Annotated in this window: 13 protein-coding genes; 4 read left to right on the top strand and 9 right to left on the bottom strand. The window is 74.0% G+C overall.

Going from position 1 to position 17,734, the window contains the following annotated elements; translation table 11 throughout:
* Positions 1 to 38: 38 nt before the first annotated feature.
* The 3 genes from O7595_RS31470 to O7595_RS31460 form a co-directional block, all read right to left on the bottom strand.
* Complete coding sequence (locus tag O7595_RS31470) at positions 39 to 1,139, bottom strand: calcium:proton antiporter (RefSeq protein ID WP_269731972.1); 1,101 nt, start codon at positions 1,137 to 1,139, stop codon at positions 39 to 41.
* 233 nt (positions 1,140 to 1,372) lie between these two features.
* Entirely contained in the window at positions 1,373 to 2,950 is a 1,578-nt protein-coding gene (locus tag O7595_RS31465) for an acyl-CoA synthetase (protein WP_269731971.1), read from the bottom strand.
* Positions 2,947 to 4,056, bottom strand: a complete 1,110-nt coding sequence (locus tag O7595_RS31460; RefSeq protein ID WP_269731970.1) for an NAD(P)H-dependent flavin oxidoreductase — start codon at positions 4,054 to 4,056, stop codon at positions 2,947 to 2,949. The genes O7595_RS31465 and O7595_RS31460 overlap by 4 nt, the downstream gene beginning before the upstream one ends.
* Positions 4,057 to 4,313: 257 nt before the next feature.
* Here O7595_RS31460 and O7595_RS31455 point away from each other — a divergent pair, with 257 nt between their 5' ends.
* Positions 4,314 to 6,035 (top strand): serine hydrolase, encoded by a 1,722-nt coding sequence (locus tag O7595_RS31455; protein ID WP_269731969.1) that lies wholly within the window; start codon positions 4,314 to 4,316, stop codon positions 6,033 to 6,035.
* A gap of 225 nt (positions 6,036 to 6,260) precedes the next feature.
* Here O7595_RS31455 and O7595_RS31450 read toward each other — a convergent pair whose 3' ends face one another.
* Entirely contained in the window at positions 6,261 to 7,235 is a 975-nt protein-coding gene (locus O7595_RS31450; protein ID WP_269731968.1) for an NADP-dependent oxidoreductase, read from the bottom strand.
* Positions 7,236 to 7,330: 95 nt separating this feature from the next.
* Between O7595_RS31450 and O7595_RS31445 the strand changes: the two genes are divergently transcribed.
* The gene (locus tag O7595_RS31445; protein ID WP_269731967.1) at positions 7,331 to 8,434 is read left to right on the top strand and encodes a GlxA family transcriptional regulator; all 1,104 of its coding nucleotides are present in this window, start codon (positions 7,331 to 7,333) and stop codon (positions 8,432 to 8,434) included.
* A 59-nt stretch (positions 8,435 to 8,493) separates the two neighbouring features.
* On the opposite strand, the gene O7595_RS31440 is transcribed toward O7595_RS31445, so the two are convergent.
* From O7595_RS31440 to O7595_RS31420, 5 genes are all read right to left on the bottom strand, one after another.
* Positions 8,494 to 10,059 (bottom strand): phytoene desaturase family protein, encoded by a 1,566-nt coding sequence (locus tag O7595_RS31440; RefSeq protein WP_269731966.1) that lies wholly within the window; start codon positions 10,057 to 10,059, stop codon positions 8,494 to 8,496.
* 221 nt (positions 10,060 to 10,280) lie between these two features.
* The gene (locus tag O7595_RS31435; protein ID WP_269731965.1) at positions 10,281 to 11,618 is read right to left on the bottom strand and encodes a DUF2252 domain-containing protein; all 1,338 of its coding nucleotides are present in this window, start codon (positions 11,616 to 11,618) and stop codon (positions 10,281 to 10,283) included.
* Positions 11,619 to 11,801: 183 nt separating this feature from the next.
* Positions 11,802 to 14,030, bottom strand: coding sequence for a serine/threonine-protein kinase (locus O7595_RS31430; RefSeq protein ID WP_269731964.1), 2,229 nt, complete (start codon positions 14,028 to 14,030; stop codon positions 11,802 to 11,804).
* Positions 14,031 to 14,056: 26 nt separating this feature from the next.
* Positions 14,057 to 14,917 carry an oxygenase MpaB family protein gene (locus tag O7595_RS31425; RefSeq protein WP_269731963.1) on the bottom strand — a complete coding sequence of 287 codons (861 nt, stop codon included), beginning with the start codon at positions 14,915 to 14,917 and terminating at the stop codon, positions 14,057 to 14,059.
* 285 nt (positions 14,918 to 15,202) lie between these two features.
* Positions 15,203 to 15,922, bottom strand: coding sequence for a CBS domain-containing protein (locus tag O7595_RS31420; protein ID WP_269731962.1), 720 nt, complete (start codon positions 15,920 to 15,922; stop codon positions 15,203 to 15,205).
* 363 nt (positions 15,923 to 16,285) lie between these two features.
* Here O7595_RS31420 and O7595_RS31415 point away from each other — a divergent pair, with 363 nt between their 5' ends.
* Together O7595_RS31415 and O7595_RS31410 are read left to right on the top strand one after the other, a co-directional pair.
* On the top strand, positions 16,286 to 16,579 hold the full coding sequence (locus O7595_RS31415) for an SHOCT domain-containing protein (protein ID WP_269731961.1): 294 nt from the start codon (positions 16,286 to 16,288) through the stop codon (positions 16,577 to 16,579).
* 264 nt (positions 16,580 to 16,843) lie between these two features.
* Positions 16,844 to 17,716 (top strand): universal stress protein, encoded by an 873-nt coding sequence (locus tag O7595_RS31410; protein WP_269731960.1) that lies wholly within the window; start codon positions 16,844 to 16,846, stop codon positions 17,714 to 17,716.
* Positions 17,717 to 17,734: the final 18 nt, after the last annotated feature.

The raw sequence follows: 17,734 nt of genomic DNA, 5'->3' as shown, positions 1-17,734 counted from the left end.
CCGGCCGCCGGGTGCGGAACCGTCGCCCGGCTCGTGGGTCAGGGACTGAACGACAGCAGGACGAACGCGGCGAACAGCACGAGGTGGACGAAGCCCTGGAGCAGGGTGGCCCGGCCGGGGACCACGGTCAGGGCGCTGACCACGGCCGTGAGGGCGAGCAGCACCAGGTGGGTGGCGTCGATTCCGAGGATCAGCGCACCGGGCAGCCAGACCGAGGCGAGGGCGATCGCCGGGACGGTCAGCCCGATGCTGGCGATGGCGGAGCCGTAGGCGAGGTTCAGACTGGTCTGCATGCGGTCCCGGCGCGCGGCACGGACGGCGGCGAGGGTCTCGGGCATCAGCACCATCAGGGCGATGACGACGCCGACGACGGAGTTGGGCAGTCCGGCCGACTCCACGCCGCCCTCGATCGTCGGGGAGACGAGTTTGGCGTCCCCCACGACGGCCACGAGCGCCACGAACAGCAGCGCGACGCTCCACCAGGTCTGGCGCATCCCCGGCGGCGGGGCGTGCTCGTCGGGGTCGCTCCCTCGCCCTTCGCGTTCGACGGGCAGGAAGTAGTCGCGGTGCCGCACGGTCTGCACGGCGATGAAGATGGCGTAGAGGCAGAGCGAGGCGATCGCGGCGAAGGCCAACTGGGCCGCGGTGAACTCGCCTCCCGGGCGGCCGGTGGTGAAACTCGGCAGCACCAGCGTCATGGTCGCGAGGGTGCACACGGTGGCCAGCGCCCCGCCCGAGCCCTCGGCATGGAAGACGGCGATCCGCTTGCGCAGGGCGGTGACGAGCAGGGACAGGCCCACGATTCCGTTGCAGGTGATCATCACGGCCGCGAAGACGGTGTCCCTGGCGTAGGTGGAGGCCTTGGCCCCGCCGCCCGCCATCAGGGTGACGATGAGTCCTACCTCGATGACGGTCACCGCGACGGCGAGGACGATGGAGCCGAACGGCTCGCCCACGCGGTGCGCGACGACCTCGGCGTGGTGCACCGCGGCCAGCACGGCACCGACGAGGCACAGTCCCACCACGGTCACGGCGAAGCCCGGAAGGTGTCTGCCCCAGCCGACGACGAGCGCCAACGCAGCGGCCACCGGCACCCAGGTGGTCCATTGCGCGCCCAGCGCCTTCGTGCCGGTCTTCATGCGCGCCACGCTGCCAGGAGGCCGGGCGGCTCGCGCGGTCTGGTGGGCCAACGGGACCACGGGGTCCGAGGGTCCGGGGTTCGCGGTCCCAGTTCCGAGGTCCGGGGCGGCCCCGGCCGCGCACGTTGGAGAACGCTGCGGGCGGCTCCCCTACGGGGCTGGGCTCCCGCCGGGCGGACCGGGGCCGCGTCCGGAGCCGGACCGGCGGCTGCGGGGAGGGATCCCACAGGCCGTCACACCGGGCGTTCGTGCCCCTCCCAGTACGGTTCGCGCAGCCGGCGCTTGTAGAGCTTGCCGTTGGGGTCGCGGGGCATGGCGGCGGTGAAGTCCACGCTCCTGGGCCGTTTGTAGCCCGCGAGGCGCTCCTCGCAGTGGGCGAGGATCGCGGCGGCGAGGTCGGGGCCCGGGGTGTGGCCCTCGGCCGGCTCGACGACGGCCTTGACCTCCTCGCCCCAGTCGGCGTGCGGGATTCCGAAGGCTGCGGCGTCGGCGACGGCGGGGTGACCGAGGAGTACGGACTCGATCTCGGCGGGGTAGATGTTGACTCCGCCCGAGATGATCATGTCGATCCTGCGGTCGCGCAGGAAGAGGTAGCCGTCCTCGTCGAGGAGACCCAGGTCGCCGACCGTGAAGAAGTCGCCGATGCGGTTCCCCCGGGTCTTGGCCTCGTCCTTGTGGTAGCTGAAGCCTCCGGTGGACATCTTCATGTAGACGGTGCCGAGTTCACCGGGTGGCAGCCGCTTTCCGTGGTCGTCGAAGACGGCGAGTTCGCTGATGGGCCAGGCCCGGCCGACCGTGCCGGGTCTCTTCAGCCAGTCCTCGGCGGTGGCGAAGGCGCCCCCGCCCTCGCTCGCCGCGTAGTACTCCTCGACGCAGTGTCCCCACCAGTCGATCATCGCCCGCTTCACGTGGTCGGGGCAGGGCGCGGCGCCGTGGATGGCGTGCCGCATGGAGCTGACGTCGTACCGGGCACGGACCTCCTCGGGCAGCGCCAGCAGCCGGTGGAACTGGGTGGGAACCATATGGGTGTGGGTGCAGGCATGGGTGTCGATGAGCCGCAGCATCTCCTCGGGCGTCCACTTGTCCATCAGCACCAGCCGGTGGCCGATGTGGAGCGACGCTCCCGCGAACTGGAGCACGGCCGTGTGGTAGAGCGGCGAGCACACGAGGTGGACGTTGTCGTCGAAGGGCCTGATGCCGAAGATGCCGAGGAACCCGCCGAGGTGCGTCTCCTCCGGTGGTCTGCCGGGCAGAGGGCGGCGGATGCCCCGGGGCCGTCCGGTGGTGCCGGAGGTGTAGTTCATGACCCAGCCGAGGGTACGGTCCCCGGGCGGCGTCGCGGGCTGTCCGTCCAACAGCGCGGCGTAGGGGCGGAAGCCGTCCACGTCCCCGACGGCGTAGCGGCGGTCCGCGGGCAACCCCGCCTCGTCCGCGGCGGCGGTCGCCGCGGCGCCGAAGCGTGCGTGCGCGATGAGGACCTCGGCGCCGGAGTCGGCGACGATCCAGGCGATCTCCGGGCCGACGAGATGGTGGTTGACGGGGACGAGGTAGAAGCCCGCCTGGGTGGCGGCGAGGTAGGCGGTGAGGAACTCGACGCCGTTGGGCAGTACGACGGCGAGGGCGTCGCCCCGTCGCATCCCCGCCGCGCGCAGCCCGTGCACGAGGCGGTTGACGTCCTCGTGGAGCCGTCCCGCGGTCCACTCCTCGCCGCCGGGGGCGATCAGCACGGTCCGCTCCGGATCGACCCCGGCCTGGGCCCAGAAGCCTCCCGGGGTCTCCGTCAGCGGTGCTCCCGACGGCCGCTCGCTCATGATGCGCTCCTTCCGGCGATGCGCTGGATGCGGTCCACGGCGCGTTCGAATCCGCGGGTGAGCTCGTCGAAGACCTGCCGGACGCTCCGCTCCGAGTTCATCCGGCCGACGATCTGCCCGACGGGGGTGCCGAGGAGCGGTTCGGTCCCGTACTTCTGGATGCGGGAGACCGCTTCGGCCACGAGCAGGCCCTGGAGGGGCATGGGGAGGGTGCCGGGCCCGTCCGGGTCGTCCCAGGCGTCGGTCCACTCGGTGCGCAGTTGGCGGGCGGGTTTGCCGGTGAGGGCGCGCGAGCGGACGGTGTCGCCGGATCCCGCGGCGAGCAGCTTCGCGGTGAGCGCGCGGGAGTGGAGATCGGCCTCGGTGGTGGTGAGCCAGACCGAGCCGAGCCAGACGCCCTGGGCGCCCAGGGCCAGTCCGGCGGCGATCTGCTCGCCGCTGCCGATGCCTCCGGCGGCGAGCACCGGTAGCGGGCCGACGGCGTCGACGACTTCGGGGGTGAGCACCATCGAGGCGATCTCGCCGGTGTGGCCGCCCGCCTCGTAGCCCTGGGCGACGACGATGTCGATGCCCGCCTCGGCGTGACGGCGGGCGTGCGCGGCGCTGCCGGCGAGGGCCGCGACAAGCACTCCGTGGCCGTGGGCCCGGTCGACGACGTCGGGCGGCGGCGAACCGAGGGCGTTGGCGAGGAGCTTGACGGGATAGTCGAAGGCGACGTCGAGCTGGCTGCGGGCGACGTGCTCCATCCAGCCGGTGATCCGCCAGCCGGACGCCTCGCCGGCGGGCAGCGGGGGTACGCCGTGCTTGGTGAGGAGTTCCTCGACGAAGCGGCGGTGCCCTTCGGGGATCATGGCCTCGACATCGGCCTCGGTGACGCCCTCGACCTTCCTGGCCGGCATCACGACATCGAGTCCGTACGGTCTGCCGCCGGTGTGCTCCTGCATCCAGTCGAGGTCCCGGGCGAGGTCGCCGGGCACGGCGTAGCGGACCGCGCCCAGGACGCCGAGGCCCCCGGCCCGGCTGATGGCCGCGGCGACCGCGGGGAACGGGGTGAAGCCGAAGATGGCGTGCTCGATTCCCAGTCTCTTGCTCAGCTCCGTCTCCATGGGCGCAGGATGCCGCAGCGGAACGGCCGAGGGAAGAGGATTTCTGATGCAGTGTCAGATTCTTGAGCGGTCTTGACGCCCCCTCGCCTCGGCACGAGGGTTTCCCGTGTTGCACGGCCACCCCAAGGATTCCCTCTGGGAGGGTGCGGTATGACGGAGGCGTCGGCACGCAGGGGGATCGGCCCGCACCGGTTCGGCGGCGCGCCGCCGGCACCGGGAGGAACTCCCCCGGAGCTTCGCACTGGAGGTGTCCGCAGGTGATCGAACCGGTCCCGGGTGCCGCGGCGGCACCGGCCGCGGGCGGGGGCGGCGGCGCGGGCCGCCGACGTACGACGCTGCGGCGCGGGACGCCCGAGCGGGCCGGGCTCGTCGCCGGGCATCTGGACCGGCTGGTCGCGGACGCGGAGGCCTTCCTGTCCCCCTCGCCCCGGCGGCCCTGGTACGCGGGGGCCGTCCTGCTCGCCGGCCGCGGCGGCACGGTGGCGCTGCACCACCCGATCGGCAGGGCCGTGCGCTACTCGGCCTACGACGAGAAGACGGACACCGGCGTGGAGTTCCCGCCGGAGCGGCAGATCCCCATGGCCGAGGACACGGTGTTCGACCTGGCGTCGGTGTCCAAGCTGTTCACCTCGATCCTCGCCGTGCAGCAGATCGAACGGGGCGCGCTGGGGCTGGAGGCGAGGGTCGCGTCGTACCTGCCGGAGTTCGGGGCGGCGGGCAAGCAGGACGTCACCGTACGTCAACTGCTCACCCACACCTCGGGGTTGCGGGACTGGATTCCCCTCTTCGAGGAGCCCACGCACGCGGGCCGGCTCCGGCTGCTGTGGAACGAGGCACCCATCGGCACCCCGGGCACCAGGTACCTCTACTCCGACCTGAATCTGATCACGCTTCAGCTGGTCCTGGAGGAGATCACCGGCCGGGGCCTGGAGGCCCTCCTGCGGGAGGACATCACGGAGCCGCTCGGGATGGACCGCACCCGGTTCAACCCTCCCGCGTCCTGGCGTCCGGAGATCGCGGCGACCGAGGACGCCCGGCCGCCGTGGTCGGGTCTGGACCGTGGGCTGGTGTGGGGCGAGGTACACGACGAGAACGCCCACGCTTTCGGCGGGGTCGCCGGGCACGCCGGGGTGTTCTCCCGCGCCTGGGACCTGGCGGTCCTCGCCCGCACCCTGCTCAACGGGGGCGCGTACGGCCGGGCCCGCATCCTCGCCCCGGAGTCGGTGGAACTGCTGTTCACCGACTTCAACACCGCGTTCCCCGGCGGCGGGCACGGGCTCGGCTTCGAGCTCTACCGGCACTGGTTCATGGGCGCGATGGCCACGCCACGCACCGCCGGACACACGGGTTTCACCGGAACCAGTCTCGTGCTCGACCCATCGACGGACTCGTTCCTGGTCGTCCTCGGCAACTCCGTCCATCCGGTGCGCACATGGCGCTCCGGCAGCGCGCCGCGCGTCACCGCCGCGAACAACCTCGCCCGCGCCGTCCCGGTACGTCCCGCACTGGGGCGAACCGCCTGGTTCTCCGGGATGGCCCCGGCCACCACCGCGACGCTGGCGCTGCCCGAGGTCACCCCCTCCACCGGGCGCGCCGGGCTGCGGTGCTCCCTGTGGTGGGACACCGAACCCGGCTCCGCCAAGGTGTTCCTGGAGGCGTCCGCCGACGGGGGGACGACCTGGCGGGCGCTGCCGTTCGAGACGCGGCGCCGGGGGGAGCATGCGGAGACCCGCCACGAGGGCTGGGTCACCGGGTGGTCGGGGCGGGTCTGGCACGAGGTCGAGGCGGATCTGTCGGCCTGGCACGCCCGGCCGCTCCGGCTGCGCTGGCGGTACACGACGGACCGGTTGTACGTCGGGCGCGGCGCGTACGTGGACGGCCTGCGGATCGACGACGGCGGCGGGACCCTCTTCGACGAGTCCCGGGCAGGCGACGCGGCGCGGATCGAGGCGGCGGGCTGGAGCCCGTCCGCCGACTGAGGTCCCGCGGACGGGCTCGAGCGCGGTCTACGGGCCACCCCTCCCCGGGGCCACGGCGGACGGCCGCGGGGCCGGGCGCGGCCGGAGTCCGTGCCCCGGCCCGCACGCGCCTCCCACGGCCGGTCACCCTTCACGCAGCAGGAACGAGGAAGGAACGGCCCGACCGACGGACACCGACCCGGACACAGACGCGGAACGGGGATTTCGCATCGACGGGGGTCCGGATCAGGCGTCCACGACCGTGAGCACGATCTTCCCCCGGGTGCGTCCGGTCTCGCCCAGCCGGTGGGCGTCGGCGGCGCGCTCCAGCGGCAGCACGGTCTCGACGACGGGACGCAGCCTTCCCTCCACCGCGAGCGAGGCGAGCGCGCGCATCCCGGTGGAGTCCGGCTCCACGAGCGTGAAACCGGTGCGGATGCCCCTCGGTGCGGCCTCTTCCGGGGCGGGCACCTCGTCGGGCGAGGGCAGTGTGAGGAGCGTGCCGCCCTCGCGCAGCACCCGCAGGGACCGGTGCCCGTAGTCCCCGCCGATCGAGTCCAGGACGACGTCGACGGCCTGGTTCCCGAGCACGGCCGTGAAGTCGTGCCGGGTGTAGTCGATGAGTTCGTCGGCGCCGAGTTCCTTCAGCAGTGCGTGGTTCTCCTCACGGGCGGTGCCGATGACGTACGCGCCGCGGGCCGCGGCGATCTGGACGGCCAGATGACCGACGCCGCCCGCCGCCGCGTGGACGAGCACCCGCCGGCCGGGGGCCAGACCCGCGGTCTCCACGAGGGACTGCCAGGCGGTGAGGCCGGCCAGCGGCAGGGCGGCCGCCTCCACATGGCTCAGGGCCGCGGGCTTGGGCACGAAGTGCCGGGCCGGGCCGGTGACGTACTGCGCGTAGCCGCCGGCCTGGCGCGGGAACTCCGGCATGCCGAACACCTCGTCGCCGGGGCGGTGGACGGTGACGCCCGGCCCCACGGCCTCGACGACGCCGGAGACGTCGTATCCGAGCACCGGCGGTTCGCCGTGCATCCCGAAGCCTCCGGTGGCGCGCGTCTTCCAGTCGATGGGGTTGACCCCGGCCGCGTGCACTCGCACCAGGATCTCGGTGGGACCCGGGGCGGGCCGGGCGAGGGTCACCTCGCGCAGCAGCTCGGGTCCGCCCCAGGCGGCCGGGCTGATCGCGCGCATCGTGGTGCCGGTGTCGGTGTCGTGCATGAGAGGTCCTTTCCGTTCTCGGTACGCCTCCACCATCGGGGCTCGCGACCCCGCCCAGAACTGGCCGGATGGCCATGATGTGACAGAATCTGGCCATGGGTACTTCGGGACGGGACACGGGACGCACCCCGGACCGCACGGCGGGGCAGCGGAAGGCGAGCGGTGAGTGGGACGTGTACGACGGCTGCGTCGTACCGCCCGGACCGGACCCCCACCGCGTGGTGGTCCTGGCCCTCGACGGGGTCATGACCTTCGAACTCGGCATCCCCGCGCGGATCTTCGGCAGCGCCCGGTCCTCGGACGGGACCGCGCTGTACGAGGTCGTCGTCTGCACCCCGGACGGCGGGCCCGTCCGCACCGAGGCGGGCTTCTCGATCGACGTGGCCCACGGCCCCGAGGCGCTGGAGAGCGCCGACACCGTGATCGTCGCACCGACGCACCGGCTCGGGAGCATCGCCGGGAAGGGTCTGCTGCCCGCGCCCCTCGCGGAGGGCCTCGCACGGATCCGGCCGGGCACCCGCACGGTGTCGATCTGCACGGGCGCCTTCGTCCTCGCCGCGGCGGGACTGCTCGACGGCCGGCCCGCCACGACCCACTGGGCGGAGGCGGAGCACTTCCGTCGGCTGTTCCCGCGGGTGCGGTTCGACGAGGACGTGCTCTTCGTCGACGACGGCGACCTGCTCAGCTCGGCCGGCGCGGCGGCCGGCGTCGACGTGTGCCTGCACCTGGTGCGGCGCGACCACGGCAGCGCGCTCGCCAATCAGGTGGCCCGCCGCTGCATCGTCCCGCCGTGGCGCGACGGCGGCCAGGCGCAGTACATCGAGAGGCCCGTGCCCGAGCCCACGACGACCACCACCGCGCCCACCCGGGCCTGGGCACTGGAGCGGCTGGACCGCCCGCTGACGCTGGGCGAGCTGGCCGCGCACGCGCGGATGAGCGTGCGGACGTTCACCCGGCGGTTCCGCGAGGAGGCGGGAGTCACCCCCGGCCAGTGGCTCACCGCCCAGCGGGTCGAGGTGGCCAAGCAACTGCTGGAGACCAGCGACCTGTCGATCGACCTGGTGGCCGACCGCGCCGGATTCGGCAGCGCCAACTCGCTGCGGCAGCACATGCGTGAACTCGTCGGCGTCTCCCCCGCCGCCTACCGGCGCACCTTCCACACCGCGGCTGCCCCCGGCCGGGCCACGGCCGGGCTCTGACCAGCGCGGGACAGCAGGTGGGCGGCCGGATCCCGGCCGCCCACCCACGGCGAAGGAGGTCAGCGGCCCAGTGCCGCCATCGCCGCGTTGTGGCCCGGGATGCCGCTCACACCGCCGCCGCGCACGGCTCCCGCGCCGCAGAGCAGCACATTGGCGTGGGCGGTCTCCACTCCCCAGCGGCCGGTCGAGCCGTCCGCCCAGGGGAAGGCGAGATCCCGGTGGAAGATGTGCCCGCCGGGGAGCCGCAGATCGTGCTCCAGATCCAGCGGGGTCTTCGCCTCGATGCAGGGCCGCCCCGCCTCGTCGAACGCCAGGCAGTCGGTGATCGGCTCGTACAGATGGGCATCGAGCTCGGCGAGGGTCGCCTTGAGCAACGCGTCACGGGTCGCGTCGGGCGCGTCGGTGAACAGCCGGGCCGGCGTGTGGAGCCCGAACAGGGTCAGGGTCTGGTAGCCCTGGGCGGCCGGCTCGGGGCCGAGGATGGACGGGTCGGTCAGCGAGTGGCAGTAGATCTCCGACGGCGGCGCCTCGGGCAGGCGTCCCGCGGCGGCCTGGGCGTACGCCGTCGCCAGCTGGCCGTAGCCCTCGGAGATGTGGAAGGTGCCGGAGAACGCCTGCCGCGGGTCGACCGAGCGGTCCCGCAGCCGGGGCAGCCGGCGCAGCAGCATGTTGACCTTGAGCTGGGCGCCCTCCGCCGGGGGCGGGGCGGGCTCGCCGAGAAGGGCGGAGAGGGCCTGCGGGGAGGCGTTGACCAGCACCTTGCGGGCGGCGACCGTGCCCTCGCGGTCGTCCGTGCGGAAGACGACCTCGGCGGCCGTCCCGTCGGTCTCGATCCGGACCGCCTCGTGGCCGGTGACGATCTCGGCACCGGCGGCCCGGGCCGCCCCGGCGAGCGCGTCGGTCAGCGCGCCCATCCCGCCGACGGGCACGTCCCAGTCGCCCGTGCCGTTGCCGATGACGTGGTAGAGGAAGCAGCGGTTCTGCACCAGCGACGGGTCGTGTGCGTCCGCGAACGTACCGATGAGCGCATCGGTCAGGACGACGCCGCGGACCAGGTCGTCGGCGAAGTTCTCCTCGATCGCGGCGCCGATGGGCTCCTCGAACAGCGTCCGCCAGGCCGTGTCGTCCCCGACCCGCTCCCGCAGCTCCCGGCGGGTCGGCAGCGGCTCCGTCAGCGTGGGGAAGACCCTCTCGGCGACCTGCCTGGTCCGGTCGTAGAACGCCTCCCAGGCGGTGTACTCGCGGTCGGAGCCGGTGAGGGCCGCGAACGACTCGCGCGTACGGTCGCCGCCGACGAGCAGTCCGGTGGCCCGGCCGTCGCGCACGACCGGGGTGTAGGAGGAGACGGTGCGCTTGCGGACCGAGAACGCCAGCCCGAGGTCGCGGACGATGCTGCCGGGCAGCAGGGACACCAGGTACGAGTAGCGGGACAGCCGGGCGTCGACCCCGGCGAACGGGCGGGTGGAGACGGCCGCTCCCCCGGTGTTCCCGAGGCGCTCGAGGACCAGGACGGTGCGCCCCGCACGGGCCAGGTAGGCGGCGGCGACCAGGCCGTTGTGGCCGCCGCCCACGATGACGGCGTCGTACACGGACCGGCTGAACGATTCGGAGGAGGCTGCAGACATGCCTCTTGGTAACACGCGATGATCGGGCGGGCCAGAGGGCGGCGTCACGTTCGCGGTCCCGGACCGCGGAGCTCCCCGAGGACGGCACGGGTACCGCGCCGCGGGGGCTGCCCCGGATGCGGGAGGGAGCCCCGGACCGGGAGGCGGCTCGGGGCCGCGGGAACGGCCGGGGGGCGTGACGCGCCGCGCCCCCGGAGGCGGCGCTGGCCCGGGAGGCGGCCTCAGACGCCCTGGGCGGCCTCGACCGACCCGGACCCGATGGCCGCCAGGAGGGCCTGGTGGTCCTCTTCGGTCCGGTCCGCGTAGGCCACCGCGAAGTCGCCCATGGCCCGGTCGAAGGTGTCGGCGGCGCCGAGGTACGCCGCGATCGCGATGCGCTCCCCGGACCGGGCGTGGGCCCGGGCCAGCGCCCTGCCGCAGAGCGCCGCGTAGTCGCGCAACAGCGTCGGTGACATCGTCGCGACGTCCGCCGAGCCCTTCATGTCCCGTAGCTGGCGCCAGTAGAAGTGCCGACCCCCCGGACCGCTGACCCAGCCGAGGAAGATGTCGCTCGCCGCCTGCAGCAGCCGCTGGCCGGCGACGACCCGCTGACCCTGGTGGCGATAGGCGGACTTCGGCAGATGGGGCTCCAGCACGGACCGCTGGGCCTCCTTGATCTGCAGGAAGAGCGGGTCCTCCGCGTCGCGTCCGGTCATCAGCGCGACGAAGCAGCGCGTCCCGACGCTGCCGACACCGACGACCTTGCGGGCCGCCTCGACGAACCGGTACCGGTCGAGCAGGACCCTGCGGTCCTCGGGCAGAGTGCTGCGGTAGTCGCTGAGGATCTTGCGCACCGACGCGGCGTCCAGCCCGGCCACGGCCTCGAGCAGCGGTGGATCCTGCACGATCCGGCGCCGTCCGCCGACGACCTCGGTCAGCTTCTCCAGCGCCTGCAGACTCGTCCGGCGCCGAGCCTTGGCCAGCCGGGCCTCGAGGCGCGCCCGCTCCAGGTCGCGCACGAGGGGCACCAGGTCCTCGGCCGCGATGCGCTCGTACCAGACGTCGAGCTCACCGAGCCCGGCGAGGTACCGCATGGACAGCCGGTACGACTCGGCCGCCGCCCGCGCCGCCCGCCGGGCCGCGGCGTCCGGCCGGCCGTTGTCCCGTGCGGCGACGGCGACGCTGGCGACGAGGCGTTTCACGTCCCATTCGAAGGGGCCGGGCAGGGTCTCGTCGAAGTCGTTGAGGTCGAACAGCAGGGTGCGTTCGGGCGAGGCGAAGACCCCGAAGTTCAGCAGATGGGCGTCGCCGCAGAGCTGGACCCGGAGACCGGTGTTCCGCTGGACGGCGAGATCGGCGGCCATGACGGCCGGAGCGCCGCGCAGATAGGTGAACGGCGAGACGGCCATCCGTCCGTACCGCACGGGCACCAGGTCGGGCTCGCGGGTCTTCGCCTGGGCCTCCAGCACCGCGAGCGGATCCGGCCGGTCGGCGGCCGGGATCCAGCGCCCGTGGGAGGACCGCGGCACCTCCTTGCGCACGGCGCGGCCGCGTTCCCTCTCCTCGGCCAGGTCCGTCATGGTCACAGTGTGCGGTCGCGGCGGGAACGCCGCGACGCGGGACGACGTGCCGGGCGGGCCGCGGGCGCCGCGGCCGGCGGCGGCCGCCGCACCGGTCACGCGGGCTCGCCGGCCGAGGGCCCGGCGGCCCGCCGGCGAGGATCCGCCCGGCCGGCAGTCCGCCCGCCCCCGGAGGCAGGGCGGTCAGCTCGCCCCGCCCGGTCGGCGGAGCGACGCGACGCGGCGGTAGAGCTCGACCGCCTCACCGCCCCGGCCGAGTTGCTCCAGGCAGTGGGCCTGGTCGTTGCGGCTGGCCAGGGCGTCGGGGTGGTCGGCGCCGAGGACGCGTTCGCGGGACTCGGCCACCTGCTGGTACACGGCCAGCGCGTCGCTCCAACGGCCCAGCCAGCCCAGGCCGACCGCGACCTCACGGCGGCTGACGAGGGTGTCCGGGTGGTCGGGTCCGAGGACCCGCTCACGGACCGCGCAGACGTCGCGGGCCTCGGCCAGCGCCTCCTCCCAGCGGGCGAGTCGGCCCAGGTTGACGCCGAGCCCGTGGCGGGCCCGCAGGGTCTCCGGGTCGGCGGCGCCGTGGACCCGGGTGCGGTCGGCCACCAGCGCCCGGTACTGCTCCAGTGCCTCGGCGCTCCGTCCCAGGCGGCCGAGGCTGATCCCGATCTCGTAGCGTGCGGCGAGGGTGTCCGGGTGGTCGGGGCCGAGCGCCCGGGCACGGGCTCCCGCCACGTCCCGGTAGGTCTGCAGGGCTTCGGTCCAGCGGCCCAGCTGACCGAGGGCGTAGGCGACCTCGTACCGGGTGACGAGCGTGTCCGGATGCCCGGCGCCCAGCACCCTGGTGCGCGCCGCGGCCACCTCCTCCGCCATGCGGTACGAGTCCTCGAGCCGGCCGAGACGGCTCAGGTTGAAGGCGAGGTTGTGACGGCAGCGCAGGGTGTCGGGGTGCTCCGGCCCGACGGTCCGTTCCCGGGAGGCGAGCACCGCCGTGTACACCTGGTGCGCCTCGAAGTGCCGGCCGAGCCGGCCGAGGACGTACGCCATCTCCTGGCGGGCGGCCAGGGTCTCCGGGTGGTCGGGGCCCAGGGCTCGTTCGCGGCCCTCGGCGACGCGGCCGAACTCGCGGAGAGCGTCGGCCGCCCGACCGGTCCTGCTCAGCGTGAAGCCGACCTCGTACCGGCTGGCGAGGGTGTCCGGGTGGTCGGGGCCGAGCGCGTGCTCGCGCTCGGTGGCGACCGCTCGGTGCACCTCGCCCGCCTCCTCCCAGCGGCCGAGCCGGCCGAGGCTGAGACCGGCGTTGTGCCGTCCGGTGAGCACGGCCAGGAGTTCCGGCGACGGAGTGGGCCTCTGCGGCCGGGGCAGTCGCACGGGCGCGGGACCGCGCAGATCCACGCCGGTGGTCCATTCGACGGTCAGGCCCGCCGTGGAGTCGGGCGGCAGGGCCCGCAGCGCGGAGACGGTGACGGCCTTGTGACCGCTCGTCATGCCGCGCGTCCAGGACGGCAGCCCCGGTTCTGCGCCGCCGTGCCGGTGCGGGGGCGGCGGCGCCGTCCCGGCGGCGGGCGTGGCCGTCACGCGCCCGGCGCCGATCCTGCGGCGCAGTTCCTTGGCGTCGGCGGGCCGCTCCTCGGGCGTCTTGGCGAGCAGTTCGAGGACGATCTCGTCGATGAAGCCGGGGAGTTCCGGCCGGTGGCCGCGCAACGGCCGGGGCGCCGTGTCCCGGTGGCCGACGAGGATGGACCAGGAGTCGCCGAGGTCGAAGGGCGGCGCGCCGGTGGCGATCTCGTACAGCACGCACCCCAGGGAGTACAGATCGCTGCGGTGGTCGACCTGGCCCCCGCCGATCTGCTCGGGCGACATGTAGTGGGGGGTGCCCATGGCGATGCCCGTGCCGGTGAGCCGGGACGTGAAGCCGATGTCGTGGCCGAGCCGGGCGATGCCGAAGTCGCAGATCTTCACCGTGCCGTCGGTGAGCCGCATGATGTTGGCGGGCTTCAGGTCCCGGTGGACGATGTTCTGTTCATGGGTGTAGGCGAGGGCGTCGGCGACCTGGTCGGCGATGTCGACGACGTCGGACACCGGCAGCGGATGCTGCTCGTTGTCCTCCATCAGCTGGCTGAGGTTGCGGCCCTCGAGCAGTTCCATCACCAGGTAGAGCACGCCCTCGTGCTCGCCGAAGTCATGGACGACGGTCACCCCGCGGTGCTGCAGGGCGGCGGCGACCCTGGCCTCCCTGCGGAAGCGCTCCCGCAGGACCCGGATGAACGTCCGGTCCTGCTGCGGCCCGAGCGGTTTGAGGCACTTGACCGCGACCCGCCTGCCCAATGACTCGTCACGGGCCTGCCACACCTCGCCCATGCCGCCCCGACCGATCAGTTCAAGCAGCCGGTACCGGCCCTGGATCAGCCTGGTGTCCGCCATCGCGTGCCGTCGCCCCCGTCGCTTCGCTACGCCCTCCCCGGCCCGTCCAGTATGGCCGCCTGTCTGCGCAGTTTGTACGGTGCGGGCCTGCTCCCGGGCCCGAGTCGCGCCATCGCCTTCAAGATGTGACCTGGCGGCAGCTGCCAGCGCAGGCGTGAGGGGACGCAGCGCAGGGCCGTTCCGGTGGCGGAGAGCCGCCGGGTGACGGGTCCGCGCGGGGGCGCGGGACGGCCGTAGAGGTCGTGCGCGTACGGGGGCAGCGCGTCGTAGGCGAGCGCGGCGACGTGCCGCCAGATCAGTTCACGCGCCGGGACCAGCAGGGTGTGGACGGGAGGGCGGCGCAGGAAGTCGTCGACCGCACGGGCGTCCGCACCGGCTTCCAGCGCGGGCCGTACGGCGGCGAAGTACCGGGCGAGCGCCGCCCCGGTGGCGGGGACGGCGGCCGGGTCGAGTCCGACGAGGCGGGCGCTGGTCCGGTGCTCGTCGACGTACCGGTCCGCCTGGGCGTCGGTGAGGGGGAACCCGGAACGCCGCAGGACGTCCAGGTACGAGTCCACCTCGGCGCAGTGCACCCAGAGCAGCAGGTCGGGATCGTCCACGCCGAGGAGGCGGTGGATCCTGCGGACGCGGGCACCGGCCCGCTCGGCCGTCTCGGTGGTGCCGTAGGAGATGGTGCCGACGAAGTCCGCCGTGCGCAGCAGCCGGCCCCAGGCGTCCTTGCGGAAGTCGCTGTTGGCCATGACTCCGCGTACGGCGCGGGGGTGCAGGGCCTGGAGGTAGAGCGCGCGGACCCCGGCGATCCACATCATGGGGTCACCGTGCATCTGCCAGGTGACCGACGCCGGGCCGAACAGGCCCGGGTCCCGGTCGTCGGCTTCGCCGCTCATACGTCGACTCTGCCCCGTGGTCGCGGCCGGCACGCACCCGCCCGCGTGCCCGGGGCAGCTCCCTTTCGGGGGCGGCCGACGCGGTGGGACGGGCAGCGGCACAGGGATCCGCTGACCGTGGTCGACGGCAGCGGATCGTCCGGCAACGCGCCCGGCCAGGTCCACGTCACCGGCGGCCAGGACGGCGGGCGGATCGGGGGGGTGCCGGACCGCGCCCCCGCCGGGGGATGCGCGCCCCGTTCTGTGCCGCCCCCGCGTCACCCGTTCGCCGGCGCGGGTCCGCCCTTACGCGTCACCCCGTTCCCGGGCGGGAGTCCACCCTCCCGGCGACCGCGCCGTGGGCCGGGAGCCGTCGGAGGGTGCGGCCAGGTGCTGACTCACCGCGACCACCCCGTCCATCTGCTCCGTCAGCTTCACCAGGACGGGGATCTGGCCGGCCGCCTCGAGTCGTCCTTCCAGGGTGACCCTTCCGTCGACGACATGGACGTCGATCGCGTCGGGCGCGAGGCCCAGCGCGCCCACCAGCACTTCCTCGACCACCTGGAGACGGATCTCGGGATCGGGCCGGAGGAACACCTGGAGGAGGTCGCGCCGTGTGACGATGCCGACCAGGCGGTCCTCCTCGTCGACGACGGGCATCCGCTCGACGCCGCGCCGCAGCATCGTACGGGCCGCCTCGGCGATCGTGTCCTCGGCGTGAACGGTCACCGCGGGCGTGGACATCAGTCGTCCGGCGGTGGGCGCGTCCCGATCACCGCCGGGCAGGCCGCCGGCGCCGTACCACGACGCGTGGACGGCGGGTCCGGCACCGGAACCGGCGGCGGCCTGGCGCGCCAGGAGATCGGTCTCCGAGACGACACCGACCACCCGGTCGTCCTCGTCGAGGACCGGCAGACCGCTGATGTCGTGCTCGGCGAGCTGCTTGGCGACCTCCTTGAACGGGGTCGACGGCACGACCGAGACGACCTCCCCCACCATCAGGCTTCCGACCTTGCTGTGCTTCATGTTCGCCACTCCTGTCGAGCCGGCGCCCACGGGGCCCGGACGATCGGGCGGACCACGGCCCTGGGTGGGCGTCGAGCCCGGTGCGTACCGCGCGCCCGTCCGCGCGTACGACACGGCAATTCAACCGCGGCGGACCGGGCCCGGCAGGGGCCGAACAGACCGCTCGGCGGGGTCCAATGGTCCCCGCGGCGCGCACCAGGGGAACGGACGGCCCGCTCAGGACCCGGGGAGGGGCCGACGGCCCGTTCGCGGGGGACGGCCGGCGTGCCCGGCGGGGCCGTTCGGCCCTCGCCTTCGCCCCGGCACGCGTCGGATCGTGGAGAGGTACGGGGGCGTCCACGACATGGCGAGGAGGAACCGGTCATGTACTGGTACGGCCATGGCCCGGGAGGCTGGTTCATCGCACTCATGGCTGTCGGAGCGGCGGCCTTCCTCATCGTGCTGCTGCTCGGGGTCTACCTCCTGGTGCGCCGGACCGGCGAGGTCGGCGCACCACCCGGAGGAACGGAGCGGCGCCGGGCGGGCTGGGCGGATTCGCCCTCACGGGCGGAGGAGATCCTCGCGGAGCGATACGCCAACGGTGACATCGACGACGAGGAGTACCGGAGGCGCGCGGAAACCCTCCGGAGCCTCGGCCGCCCCGCTCAACAGGGCTGACCCGCACGCGGGCTCCGGTCGCGCGACCGTGACGGCCGCCCGACGAGCTCCCGGCCCGGCGGACGAGCGGACGAGCGAAGGCCGTTCAGCCGCGACGGTCGAAGGCACGGGTCCGTCCCGACGGACGCCCGGGGCCGCCCCGACGGACCGACCGGCCGGGTCGTTCGGCCCTCGCGTCCGGGCTCGACGGCCCTGCCCGCACGGCCGGAGTACCGGTCAGGCCCGAATCGTGGCCGCCCCGACCCCCGAAGGAGGCGTACGGACATGATCCGCCCCGTGACCGTCGGAGTGGACGGCTTCCCCGAGAGCCGCGCCGCCGCGGACTGGGCCGCGAAGGAGGCCCTGCTGCGCGAGGCTCCCCTGCGGGTGGTGCACGCGGACGAGTGGCCGCGCGTACCGGCCGTGCCTCCCGTCGACCGGGAGGAGCACCAGCGCTGGGCCGACACCGTGCTCGACGACGTCTCCGGCGAACTGCGCCGGAGGTACCCCGAGCTGGCGGTGTCGGCGCGGCGGCTGACCGGCCGGGCGGCCGCCGTCCTCGCCGTCGAAGCCGCCGATTCCCAGGTCCTGGTTCTCGGATCGCGCGGGCGCGGCGCCCTCGAGGGATTCCTTCTCGGCTCGGTCGGCACGGCGACCGTCGGACTCATCGACACGCCGGTCGTGCTCGTGCGGCCGAGGGACGGGGCCGCGACGGGATCCGTGGATCAGGCCGGTCGGGACGTGGTGGTCGGGGTCGACATCCACGAGACCGCCGACGCGGTGCTCGCCTTCGCCTTCGACGAGGCGGCACGGAGGGGCTGCGGCGTCCGCGCCGTGCACGGCTGGTCGTTGCCGTTCGCGTTCAGCTACGCACCCGGGCTCGATCCCGGTGTTCGGCAGGAGGTCGCCGACGGCATCGCCGGCGCCCTCGCCGAGCGGCTGCGGCCGTGGCGGGGGCTGTACCCCTCGGTCAAGACCGAGGAGCGGGTCCTCGTCGGAGCCCCCGCCGAACAGGTGCTGCACGAAGCCACCGACGCGGAGCTCGTGGTCGTCGGCAGGCGCATCCGGAGGGCCCCGGTCGGCGGGCACCTCGGCCACGTCGCCCACGCCGTACTGCACCACGCCACCGCTCCGGTGGCCGTCATCGCCCACGACTGACCGCCGGCCCTGGAGCGT

It is taken from the genome of Streptomyces sp. WMMC940, assembly GCF_027460265.1.
In the GTDB taxonomy this organism is placed as follows: Bacteria; Actinomycetota; Actinomycetes; order Streptomycetales; family Streptomycetaceae; genus Streptomyces.
The sequence above is the reverse complement of the archived record's forward strand: the minus strand, read 5'-3'. Positions and strand labels throughout refer to the sequence as shown.